This is a genomic window from Bradyrhizobium sp. Bra64, from assembly GCF_024519875.1.
Classification (GTDB): Bacteria; Pseudomonadota; Alphaproteobacteria; order Rhizobiales; family Xanthobacteraceae; genus Bradyrhizobium; species Bradyrhizobium japonicum_G.
This window is the reverse complement of sequence record NZ_JALJRD010000003.1, coordinates 528,593-540,211: the sequence shown is the minus strand read 5'-3', so window position 1 is coordinate 540,211 and position 11,619 is coordinate 528,593. Positions and strand designations below refer to the sequence as shown.

The 11,619-nt window shown below is 63.2% G+C and carries 11 protein-coding genes; 4 read left to right on the top strand and 7 right to left on the bottom strand.

Features of this window, described 5'->3' with window-relative positions; genetic code table 11:
- Positions 1–133: 133 nt before the first annotated feature.
- The 5 genes from NR187_RS14930 to NR187_RS14910 form a co-directional block, all read right to left on the bottom strand.
- Positions 134–1,789 carry a TRAP transporter large permease subunit gene (locus NR187_RS14930; protein WP_256806910.1) on the bottom strand — a complete coding sequence of 552 codons (1,656 nt, stop codon included), beginning with the start codon at positions 1,787–1,789 and terminating at the stop codon, positions 134–136.
- A 29-nt stretch (positions 1,790–1,818) separates the two neighbouring features.
- Positions 1,819–2,400, bottom strand: coding sequence for a TRAP transporter small permease subunit (locus NR187_RS14925; RefSeq protein WP_211383288.1), 582 nt, complete (start codon positions 2,398–2,400; stop codon positions 1,819–1,821).
- Positions 2,401–2,572: 172 nt separating this feature from the next.
- Positions 2,573–3,607 (bottom strand): GTP 3',8-cyclase MoaA, encoded by a 1,035-nt coding sequence (gene moaA / locus NR187_RS14920; protein WP_211383289.1) that lies wholly within the window; start codon positions 3,605–3,607, stop codon positions 2,573–2,575.
- Between the two features lie 119 nt (positions 3,608–3,726).
- Positions 3,727–4,212, bottom strand: coding sequence for a hypothetical protein (locus NR187_RS14915; RefSeq protein WP_211383553.1), 486 nt, complete (start codon positions 4,210–4,212; stop codon positions 3,727–3,729).
- A 153-nt stretch (positions 4,213–4,365) separates the two neighbouring features.
- A complete protein-coding gene (locus NR187_RS14910; RefSeq protein ID WP_211383290.1) occupies positions 4,366–5,040 on the bottom strand; it encodes an HAD-IA family hydrolase in 675 nt (224 codons plus the stop codon).
- A 165-nt stretch (positions 5,041–5,205) separates the two neighbouring features.
- Here NR187_RS14910 and rpiA point away from each other — a divergent pair, with 165 nt between their 5' ends.
- The 4 genes from rpiA (at position 5,206) to NR187_RS14890 (ending at position 8,760) form a co-directional block, all read left to right on the top strand.
- The gene (gene rpiA, locus NR187_RS14905; RefSeq protein ID WP_211383291.1) at positions 5,206–5,919 is read left to right on the top strand and encodes a ribose-5-phosphate isomerase RpiA; all 714 of its coding nucleotides are present in this window, start codon (positions 5,206–5,208) and stop codon (positions 5,917–5,919) included.
- Positions 5,920–5,921: 2 nt separating this feature from the next.
- Entirely contained in the window at positions 5,922–6,464 is a 543-nt protein-coding gene (locus NR187_RS14900; RefSeq protein ID WP_211383292.1) for a DUF2059 domain-containing protein, read from the top strand.
- A gap of 55 nt (positions 6,465–6,519) precedes the next feature.
- On the top strand, positions 6,520–7,908 hold the full coding sequence (gene gor / locus NR187_RS14895; protein WP_211383293.1) for a glutathione-disulfide reductase: 1,389 nt from the start codon (positions 6,520–6,522) through the stop codon (positions 7,906–7,908).
- Between the two features lie 312 nt (positions 7,909–8,220).
- Positions 8,221–8,760, top strand: coding sequence for a hypothetical protein (locus NR187_RS14890; RefSeq protein ID WP_211383294.1), 540 nt, complete (start codon positions 8,221–8,223; stop codon positions 8,758–8,760).
- 334 nt (positions 8,761–9,094) lie between these two features.
- Here the strand turns inward: NR187_RS14890 and NR187_RS14885 are convergent, their stop codons facing one another.
- Positions 9,095–10,390, bottom strand: coding sequence for a DUF892 family protein (locus tag NR187_RS14885; protein ID WP_256806906.1), 1,296 nt, complete (start codon positions 10,388–10,390; stop codon positions 9,095–9,097).
- 106 nt (positions 10,391–10,496) lie between these two features.
- Complete coding sequence (locus tag NR187_RS14880) at positions 10,497–11,504, bottom strand: alpha/beta fold hydrolase (RefSeq protein WP_211383296.1); 1,008 nt, start codon at positions 11,502–11,504, stop codon at positions 10,497–10,499.
- Positions 11,505–11,619: the final 115 nt, after the last annotated feature.

The window sequence follows — 11,619 nt, the reverse complement described above, 5'->3', positions numbered from 1 at the left end:
TCAGACCCTCAGGGTGAGGAGCCCGCCAAAGCGGGCGTCTCGAACCATGCAGGCCAAGCTCATTCGGAAACCTCCCGCTGTCATATGCGATAGCCCTGCCTTGTGGGGGAGGGCTAGGCGGGAACCGCGCCAGCTACTGCTTCGGCTGGCCGAAATCGAGCGGCGGCAGCTCGATCTGCGGAATTTCGATCTTGATGGTGTTGGGATCGACGGTGGACAGCTCGCCCTTGTAATGCATCACCATCGACGGGAACATGATCACGAGCACCACCATGATGATCTGGATCACGACGAATGGTACGGCGCCCCAGTAGATCTGTCCCGTCGTGACCGGCTCCATCCTCTTGCCGGTGACGCGGTCGGTGTAGCGCTCCTTCGGCGCGACCGAGCGCAGATAGAACAACGCAAAGCCGAATGGCGGGGGCATGAACGAGGTCTGCATGTTGACGCCGAGGATGACGCCGAACCAGATCAGGTCGATGCCGAGATGCTCGGCAGCCGGCCCCAGCAGCGGAATCACGATGAAGGCGAGTTCGAAGAAATCGAGGAAGAAGGCCAGCACGAAGACGAAGGCGTTGACGAAGAGCAGGAAGCCGATCTGGCCGCCGGGCAGCGAGGTCAGGAGATGCTCGACCCAGACATGGCCGTTGACGCCGTAGAAAGTCAGCGAGAACACGCGGGCACCGACCAGGATGAAGACGACGAAGGCCGAAAGCTTCGCCGTCGATTCGGTGGCCTGGCGAACCAGGTCCCAGGTCAGCCGCCGCTTCATGGCGCCGAGAATGAGGGCGCCGGCTGCGCCCATCGCGCCGCCTTCCGTCGGAGTGGCGACGCCGATGAAGATCGTCCCCAGCACCAGGAAGATCAGGAACAGCGGCGGCACCATCACGAACGTCGTCTGCTGCGCCATCTTCGAGAGGAAGCGGAAGCCGGTGAGCTTGTCGACGATCCAGTTCACGACTGCGACGGCGAACGCGAACAGGATGCCGAAGAACATGCTCAGCACCACGAAATCGGCGCCATGCGTGTCCGAATTTCGCATCATGAGCCATCCGAACACGCAGCTTGCGAGAAACAGCACGCCGAGCGAAGGCAGGCCACGGCTGCCGTCTTGCTCGCGGAAGCCGATCGCTTCCTTCGGCAGGCCCGGCACCGCTTTCGGGAAGATCAGGCTGACCAGAAAGGCATATCCCGCGTACAGGCCGGCGAGCACGAGGCCCGGTATGAACGCGCCCTCGTACATGTCGCCGACCGACTTGCCGAGCTGATCGGCCATCACGATGAGAACGAGCGAGGGCGGAATGATCTGGGCCAGCGTGCCGGACGCGGCGATGATGCCGGTCGCCACGCGGCGGTCGTAGCCGTAGCGCAGCATGATCGGGAGGGAGATCAGTCCCATCGAGATCACCGATGCCGCGACCACGCCGGTGGTTGCCGCGAGCAGCGCGCCGACGAAGACGACGGCATAGGCAAGGCCGCCGCGGATCGTGCCGAACAACTGGCCGATGGTGTCGAGCAAATCCTCGGCCATTCCGGAGCGCTCGAGCACCAGTCCCATGAAAGTGAAGAATGGAATGGCAAGCAGCGTGTCGTTGTTCATCACGCCGTAGACGCGTTCAGGCAGGGCCTGCAGGAAATCCGGATGGAATTCGCCGAGCTGGATGCCGATCACGGCGAAGAACAGCCCCACGGCGCCGAGCGAAAATGCCGCCGGGTAGCCGAGCAGCAGCACGACCACCAGCGACGCAAACATGATCGGCGCCATATTGGCGATAATAAACGCGGTCATTGAATCCCCCTACGAAGGCCGCTCGCCGATTACTTCTTTTCGATCGCTTCAACGAGATGCTCGACCTCGGCCTCCAGCGCCGAAACCTGCGACTCGTGAGGATCCGGAATCATGCCGCGCATGATGGCGATCCGCTTGATCAACTCGGAGATGGCCTGAACGAGCAGCATCGCGAAGCCGATCATGATGAGTGACTTGGCCGGCCATTGCGGCAAGCCGCCGGCATTGCCCGATTGCTCGTTGATCTGGAACGAACGCAGGAAGAACGGTACGCCGGTGATGATCATGACGACGGTCAGCGGTATCAGGAAGAACAGGTGCCCGACCAGGTCGATGACGTTGCGCATCTGCTTCGGCAGCATGGCGTTGACGATGTCGATCCGGATGTGCTCGTTGTCCAGTAGCGTCCAGGACGAGCACAGCAGGAAGACGATGCTGAACAGCACCCATTGCAGCTCGAGCCATGAATTCGAAGACGTGTCGAAGGTCTTGCGCACGATCGCATTGACCGCCGAGATGATCACGGCGACCAAAATCAACCAGGCCAGGCGCTTGCCCGTCCAGCGTGTAAACGCGTCGATGCCGCCGCTCAGTTTCAGGAGCGCTGTCAAGATAGGTCCTCCCCGCTTATGCCCCGGCCGTCTTGTCTGCGCCGACTTGGGCGCGTCGGCTTGTCTCGCCGCGCAGGCATGAGGCCGCCGCACAAAACCAGCGGGCGTGCCGTCCGTCAATTGGAAGTTTGTTGATTGTTAAGGGAAATCGCCCGGAAGAGACAAGTTGACGCTAGCCGCCGGTGACGCTCATGTGCCTGGAGACGCTGGGGCGGTCGTGGCGGCGGTCGATGATGAAATCGTGGCCCTTCGGCTTCAGCCCAATGGCGCGGTCGATCGCATCCGCAAGCAGCGTATTGTCATCGGATGCACGCAGAGGTTTGCGCAGATCGGACGCGTCCTCGTGGCCGAGGCAGGTGTGCAGCGTGCCCGTGCAGGTGATCCGCACCCGGTTGCAGGATTCGCAGAAATTGTGGGTCATCGGCGTGATGAAGCCGAGCTTGCCGCCGGTCTCGGCGACGCTGACATAGCGCGCCGGCCCGCCGGTGGTCTCGCTTAAGTCCGTCAACGTGAATTGCTGGGCGAGGCGCGCGCGCACCAGCGACAGCGGCAGATACTGGTCGATGCGGCCCGAGCCGATCTCGCCCATCGGCATGACCTCGATGAGCGTCAGGCCCATGCCCTTGCCGTGGGCCCAGCGCATCAGTTCGGGCAGCTCTTCCTCGTTGAGGTTCTTCAGGGCCACGGCGTTGATCTTCACGGCGAGGCCCGCGGCGCGCGCGGCCTCGATGCCTTCCAGCACCTTGTCGATCTCGCCCCAGCGGGTGATCTCGCGAAACTTTCGCGGGTCGAGCGTGTCGAGAGAGACGTTGATGCGGCGGACGCCGCAATCGGCGAGCTCCTGGGCGTATTTCGCAAGCTGGGTGCCGTTGGTGGTCAGCGTCAGCTCGCTCAAGGCGCCGCTCGACAGATGCCGCGACAGCGAGCGCACCAGCGTCATCACGTTGCGACGGACCAGCGGCTCGCCGCCCGTGAGCCGCAGCTTCTTCACGCCCTTGGCGATGAAGGCCGAGCAGAGCCGGTCGAGCTCTTCGAGCGTCAACAGGTCCGCCTTGGGCAGGAACGTCATGTCTTCCGACATGCAATAGAAGCAGCGCAGGTCGCAGCGGTCGGTGACGGACACGCGCAAATACGAGATGGTCCGCCCGAACGGATCGGTCATGGCGCTCGACAGCGCTGCTCGGGGGCTCGCGGAAAGTCCGTTCATACCAAATGCCTTGTCACTTACGGCGACGGCAAAGCTTTGCTTCAACGCCGCGCTGGACGCAATCTAAGCATGGCGATGCCCAAGGACAATCGCGAGCGTGACGCAGGTCCAAGCTTGGGTCAGCGCTTGCCCGTGGTCGGATCGGGGAACGGCGATCCTGCAGCAGGTGCAGCATCGGCCGGTGCGGCGGCTGCAGCCGGTTTCGGCTTCTTCGGCCGGTGCGGCTTGCGGACCGGTTTCGGCGGGGCGGCCGGCTGAAGTTCCGCGAACACCGGACTGGGGTCCGTGGTGACCGAGGCGGGTGTGGTGAAATCGCCGGGATTCTTGATCACGTTCACCGGGACGCTGACCGGCTGGTATTTGGGCAGGGCGAAAGCCACCGTGAAGGGGGCGTCGGGGGCCGGAACCGAGACGGAGCAGGGGGTTTTGCAGCCCGAACCAAGTGAGGTCGTGGCGTCAGCCCCGGGGGGATTGGATTCGAGCCGGACCTGGACGGTCGGCGGCGCCGATTTGAACATGTCCCAAGACATTGAAGAGCAACCGCCAAGGCTGGTTGCCCCGAGGAGGCTCGCCCCCGCTAACGCAATCGCGCTGACACGACGCATGACCATCCCAATCTTCTGCGACGAACCGCCACATCCCCGAGCGAACTTAGGGGCGTCGTTCCAGCCAGGCAACCGGCGGGCTGCGCATAGTTAATAGATGGTTAACGCAGGGTTCCCCGGAATATCGACGACATATCAACGTGTTGAGAGCGCCTACGCCGTCATCAGGCTATGGGCTGCGGCCGGCAGGTCGCGCATGTGATGGATCAGCCGGTCCGGCTTCAGCTCGGCGATCGGCACGTCCGTGTAGCCGAAGCTGACCCCGATCACGGGCACCCCGGCCCTGCGGGCCACTCCGACATCGGTTCCGGCATCGCCGACCATGATGCTGGCTTTGATCGCGCCGCCGGCGCGCGCCACGGTTTCGCGGAAAATGGTCGGGTCGGGCTTCTGGACGCCAAACGTGTCGGCGCCGCAGATCGCCGCGAAGCGCCTGCTGAGGTCGAGCTGGTCCAGCAGCCGCTTCGACAGCCATTCCAGCTTGTTGGTGCAGACCGCGAGCCGATGGCCCTGGGCGGCAAAATGGTCGAGCGCGGCCTCCAGCCCCTCGAAGGGCCGGGATTCGACCGCGATATGATCGGCATAATAAGCGATGAAATCCGCCGTCATTCGGTCCATGTCCGAAGGCGTGACCGTGCGGCCCTCGGCCTCCAGCCCCCGCTCGATCAGCTTGCGGGCGCCGGCGCCGATCATGTTCCGTGCCGAGGCCATCGGCACGGGCGGCAGCCCTTCGCGGTCGAGCACGTAATTCAGCGCGGTGATCAGGTCGGGCGCCGTATCCACAAGCGTGCCGTCGAGATCGAAGACGAGGGTGTAGGGGGAGGTCATGTCGGAAGCGCTATCGGTCCGGCCCCGCCGGCGCAAGGGCCGGAGCCATAAGATCACCTTATAAGATAGGCCCGCAGGCCTGTTCCGGCGGAAAAAACGAGGCTACATAGGCCGCCGCAACCGGCTATATCGGCGGCACGGTCTTCATCCAGAGGCGGGCGCATCGTGAACATGGACCAGTTGAAGCGGCAGGCTGCGGCGCGCGCCCTCGAGGAGGTGCGTGACGGCATGCAGCTCGGGCTCGGCACCGGCTCGACCGCGAAACATTTCGTCGAACTGCTCGGCGAGCGCGTCGCCGCCGGGCTCAAGGTGATCGGCGTGCCGACCTCAGAGGCGACGCGCCTCGACGCGGCGCGCTGCGGCGTGCCGCTGACCACGCTCGATGAGATCGACCATCTCGACATCACCGTCGACGGCGCCGACGAGATCGATCCCGAGCTCAATCTGATCAAGGGTGGCGGGGGCGCGCTTCTGCGCGAGAAGATCGTCGCGGCCGCTTCGGATCGCATGATCGTGATTGCCGACGACACCAAATGGGTGCCGACGCTCGGCCGCTTTCCGCTGCCGGTCGAGGTCATCCCGTTCGGGCTCGGCGCGACGCGCCGCGCGATCGAGAAGGCATTTGCGCAATGCGGCGTTTCCGGGCAAATGGCGGTCCGCAAGGGCAAGGATGGCCACGTTTTCGTCACCGATGGCGGCCACTGGATCGTCGATGCCCAGCTTGGAAAGATCGTGGATCCGGCTCGTCTCGCCAAGGCGTTGAGCGCGATCCCCGGCGTCGTCGAGCATGGTCTGTTCATCGGCTTGGCCAGCTCGGCTGTTTTGGCGGGTGGCGAGGGGATTCGCGTGGTTGAACGGCGAAAGCCGAAAGGAGACTAGGAATGAACAGCGTTTTGAGATTCTTGCCGGCCGCGGCCCTCGCTGCGGGACTGGCGGTCGCAGCCGTTCCGGCTGTCGCCCAGCAGCCGGCCCCGAAGGCTGCGGTGGCCCCGGGCGTGCCGAAGGCTTCGCCGGCGGCGCTCGCTGCGGCCAAGGAGATTTTGCAGATCAAGAACGCCGCTGCGATGTATGCCGGCGCCGTGCCCGGCCTCGTCGAGAAGACCAAGGGCGTGCTGACCCAGCAGAACCTCAATTACCAGAAGGATCTCAACGAAGTCGCCCCGATCGTCGCCCAGCAGCTCCAGGGACGCCAGAGCGAGATCGGCGATGGCATGGCGCAGATCTATGCCAGCGAGTTCACCGAGCAGGAGCTGAAGGATCTCGTCACCTTCTACAAGTCGCCGCTGGGCAAGAAACTGATCGACGCCGAGCCGCGCGCCATCGGCCTCAGCATGGCCTTCATGAACTCCTGGGCCCAGAGCTTCTCCGAGATCGTGATGGGCGCCTTCCGCGCCGAGATGCGCAAGCGTGGCAAGGAGATCTGATCGAACCTATCTGATCAGAATCCGGATCGTGCTCTAGGAGAGGTCGGAGTGGACAATGGCTGAATTCGACGTCGACCTCTTCGTCATCGGTGGCGGTTCGGGCGGCGTGCGTGCCGCCCGCATCGCGGCCGGCTACGGCGCCCGTGTGATGATCGCGGAAGAGTACCGCATGGGCGGCACCTGCGTGATCCGCGGCTGCGTGCCGAAGAAGCTGTTCGTGATCGGCTCGCATTTCCGTCACGAGCTCGAGGACGCCGCCGGTTTCGGCTGGACCGTTCCGCCCGCGAGCTTCGACTGGTCGACGCTGATCGCCAACAAGGACAAGGAGATCGCGCGGCTCGAGGCGGCTTACACCGCCAATGTCGAGAAATCGGGCGCGCAGATCGTCAAGAGCCGCGCGGTGATCGAGGACGAGCACACCGTCCGCCTGCTCGAGAACGGCAGGAAGATCTCCGCAAGATACATCCTGATCGCCACCGGCGGAGCGCCCAATCACGGCGCCTCCATCCCCGGCATCGAGCATGTGATCTCCTCCAACGAAGCCTTTCACCTCAAGAAGCTGCCGAGGCGGATTGTGATCCAGGGCGGCGGCTACATCGCGCTGGAATTCGCCGGCATCTTCGCCGGCTTCGGCTCCGACGTCACCGTGATCTACCGCGGCGACAACATCCTGCGCGGCTTTGACGAGGACGTCCGCACCCACGTCCGCGCCGAGATGGAGAAGCAGGGCATCACCATCCTCACCGGCTGCACGGTGGCGAAGGTCGATCGCCACGGCGAGGAATTCACCACGCATCTGTCGAACGGGTCGAGCCTTGCCTCCGACCAGGTGATGTTCGCGATCGGCCGTCATCCGGCGGTGGCCAATCTCGGCCTGGAGAAGGCCGGCGTTACCATCAATCCGAAGAACGGCGGCATCGCGGTCGATCATTTCTCGAAGAGCTCGGTCGACAGCATCTATGCGATCGGCGACGTCACGCACCGCTTCAACCTGACGCCGGTCGCGATCCGCGAGGGGCATGCGTTTGCCGACACCGTGTTCGGCAAGCGCGAGGTCAGGGTCGATCACGCCAACATCCCGACTGCGGTGTTCTCGCAGCCGGAGGTCGGCACCGTCGGTCTTACCGAGACCGAGGCGCGGGCGCAGTTCAGCCATGTCGACATCTACAAGACGACGTTCCGCCCGATCAAGGCGACGATGTCGGGCCGCGACACCCGCGTGCTGATGAAGCTCGTGGTCGACGGCTCGACCGACCGCGTGCTTGGCTGCCACATCGTCGGCGATGCCGCCGCCGAGGTCACCCAGGCGGTCGCGATCGCGGTGAAGATGAAGGCGACCAAGGCCGATTTCGATTCCACGATTGCGCTGCATCCGACCGCGGCCGAAGAACTCGTCACCATGCGCACGCCGACCGCGCGCCACGTGCGTCAGGCGGCGGAGTAGGGGCGGCAATCACCGGACTGTTTTCTTATCGCGCGGCGGGCTGTCATTTGGCCCCAAGGTGCCTTGTGCATCGGGACGAGCGTTCGTCCTATCGTGACATTCTTCTGGGCGCGCAGCCGAGAGACCGAAGTGAGGTTGCTTAACTGGCGGCGCCCGGCAGCGTCAGCTGTCAGCCAGTTCCGCGATCTGCCGACGGTTTGACCTGCGTCTGCTGAACGGATTGCCGGAAATTAGCCGCTCTCTCGGCACAATTCCGCCCGCCTGACATTGGTTTCTGAATTCGGGGCAGGACCCTTCAGTGTGGAGTTCTGCATGTTCAAGCAATTTATTATTGCGTCGGTCTTCGTTGTTACCGGATCCATCGCGTCGGAAGCTCGCGGCATCCGTACTGGTCAGGTTCCAGAATGCAATGTGACCATGCCGTGTGATTTCTCGTCTCCACTATCGCGCAGCGAGAAGGCTTCGCGTTACGCTCGACGGCCGGGGTTGTTGGAAGAGCGTACTGCGGCGGAGCGACGTATCAGCGTAGCCGAAGCAAATGTCCCTCGCGGTCAAATTGTCGGTAGTCGCCCAGCTGGCTGCCCTGGTTCTTTCTGCGGTTGCGGCGCGGCGATACGCGTGTTTGGTCGCATCGTGCCGGAATTGAACCTTGCGGCTAACTGGCTCCGCTTTCCGCGCACACCACCTGCAGCCGGAATGGTAGCGGCGCGGCGAGGGCACGTTTTTGTGCTGGAGCAGCACCTTGGTGGCGACACGTGGTTGGCATATGACGCAAATTCAGGCGGGCACGCAACGCGACTTCATCCGCGTTCGGTGCGAGGCTATGCAATCGTCAACCCGCATGCCGCGTGAAGCAATCCAAGCGGCCGTGCAAACCGGGGCATGGTGGAAGCGAAAGCTAACCATCCTGCCCCGGTCAAATTCACGTTCGAGGTCAAGAGACCGAAGCATCGAGGCTGCCTTGATCGGCCTCCGGTATCCTTCCCTTACCTTGGCAGACCGCGCATTTGACAGGGTAGATCCTGCGGCCCGTAGATGCCGATTGTACCGACGGGGGAAAGCCCGTGCCGTTGCAGGCCAGGCAAGCATGCTCTTGGATCTTCCGCATCATGTGAAGCCTTCCGGGTGGTGGCACTAATCAGGCGGCCCTTCATGGGGCCGCCCGGATTTATTGTCAAAACGCGGCTTATCCTCCGGCGGGCTCGTCTTCGACGAAGCTCTGTTCGATCGCGGCGGGCATTTTCGCGACCGACATCAACGAACGCGCGACCTGATTGAGCAGTTGATCTGCGTTTTCTTCCTCGGCCAGATTCTTCGAAAGCAGCGCGACGACGCCGCCGTGACGCAACTGCTGCGCCAGGTTGCGGGCAGTCGTGTAGCCGGCAATCTCGTAGTGCTCGACCCGCTGTGCCGCACCGATCAACGCGAGATCAGCGGCGGCATCGTCCTTCCTGGCACCCTCCTTGATCACTTCGCCGCCTTCTTCGACAAGTCCCTGCATGCCCTTGCAGGTCCTGGCGCGGGGCTTCTTGCCGAGCAGTTCGAAGCACCCGTCCAGACGCTCGATCTGCGCTTCAGTTTCGGCCAGATGGACGGTGAAGAGCTCGCCGAGCTGGTCGTAGCGGGCGGCCTCGATCATCTGCGGCAGCGCTTTGGTCAATTGCCTCTCCGCATGCAGGAGGTCACGCAACTGATCGATCAGCAGGTCGTCAAGGCCGACGAGAGGTTCCGACGGCGAACTCTCGGCAACGATCGAAGGCGCCGTGCCGGAATCGCCGCTCTGGAGTGCCGGGGATTGCGTGAAAACCCAATCTTCGCCCTCGTTCCAGGGACCTCGTGTGTCGATTTCTCCGTTGTCACCGGACCCGGTTGAATCGTTGAAGAACTGGTCCACGAGACCGGGCGTCGGAGCGATGCGGCCGATACTGAACGCGGGCTTGTTCATGCTTTCCAGCGCGCGCGAGAACGCCTTCATGTGGGTGATTTCGCGCGTCATCAGGAACTGCAAGGCGTCCTTGGTGCCGGCGTCATCACAGAAATTGATCAGCCGTTCGTAGACGATCTTGGCGCGGGCTTCGGCCGCGATGTTGCTGCGCAGGTCGACGTCGAGCTCGCCGGTGATCTTGAGGTAGTCGGCGGTCCAGGCGTTGCCCTGCGAGTTGAACAGGCCGACGCCGCCGCCTCCGGCGATCGCGATCAAAGGATCGGCTTCCGCCGCTTCGCGATCGAACTTCATGGGCTTCAAGTGCAAGCGCGCGAGCGATCCGACGACCTCGAGGTGACTCAATTCCTCGGTTCCGATATCCATCAGGAGGTCCTTGCGATCCGGATCGTCGCAGTTGAGACCCTGAATGGAATACTGCATGGCGGCCGCCAGCTCGCCGTTGGCTCCGCCGAATTGCTCCAGCAGCATATTGCCGAACCGCGGATCGGGCTCATCGACCCGGACTGTAAACATGAGCTTCTTGACGTGATGATACATGGAAGGACCTTCGATTGCAGGAGATACCGGGGCCAACTGAGCGCTGTATCGGACGTTCCTAATTCGGATCGCGCCGCGATCAGATGCGCCTGACGTGACTGAGCTCTCAGTGCAGCGTTCCCGCCGCGGCCTCGTCGATGGCGGCCATCAGGTCGGCCGTATCCGACTGCTGGATCATGTGACCGGCATTCGGGACGCGGCGCATCTTGCTGTGCTTGATTTCGTCATGCAGCCGGCCGGACTGCTCGTCGATGTCGATGAGACGGTCATCCTCGCCGGCCATGATGGTGACCGGCATGGCCAGTTCGCCATAGGTCTTCGCAGACAGCATTGCAGCAGGCACCATCAGCGCCGCCTCGGCCGCGCCGGCCCGAAGCTGCGATGGACGCACGGCCAGTGATTTGGGGAAGCCATCGAATTTTTGCGGGACGGATTTTGGTCCGAACAGCTGACGCAGCATTGCCGGCCACATCAGACGGCTGAAGATCGGGGAGATCGTGTGACTGAGGATATCGCCAAATCCCGGGATCGCCGGCCCGGCCATCGCCATCATCGCGTCGGTGCGGGCCGTCGGGAAATAATAGCCCGATGCCAGTATCAGGGCCTCGACCATTGAGCGATGTCTGCTTGCCAAGGCGATCGCAACTGACGCTCCCCAGGAATGTCCGAGCACGATCGCCTTCTCGACGCCCAAATGCGCGAGCGCATCCTTGAAGAGGTCGGCTTGAGCCGCAGGCGTCCACACCACATTGCGGGGCCTCAGGCTGTGGCCGAAGCCGGGACGATCGAACACGATGACGCGATAGTCCTTGGCAGCGAGGTCGATCAGGCCGCTCGACTCGAAATCCTGGATCATGCTGCCATTGCCATGGAGCAGGACCAAGGGGCGTCCGGATCCGCGCTCGACGTAATGCAGGCGAACTCCGTCGACGTCGATGAATCGTCCTTGAGGCGGGTTGTCGCGCTGCGCCTTGTCGGCAAGGCGCCGATTGACGACCGCGGCCGCTGCCATCAGGCCGGCTGCCGCGACAAGGGCGGAGGCGAACGGATATTCCGCGAGAGCATGAAGGGTCGTGGCCGCCAAAGATGGCGAACGTCTTTTCAGTATGCGCATGTGACACTTTCGCTGACCGGGGCCAGTTGTTGGAGAGTAGGAGGGGACGCTTCCGGGTTAACGTCCTGGTCTCATCACGACCTTGATGACGCCGGCTTTTTTGTCGCTGAATTTC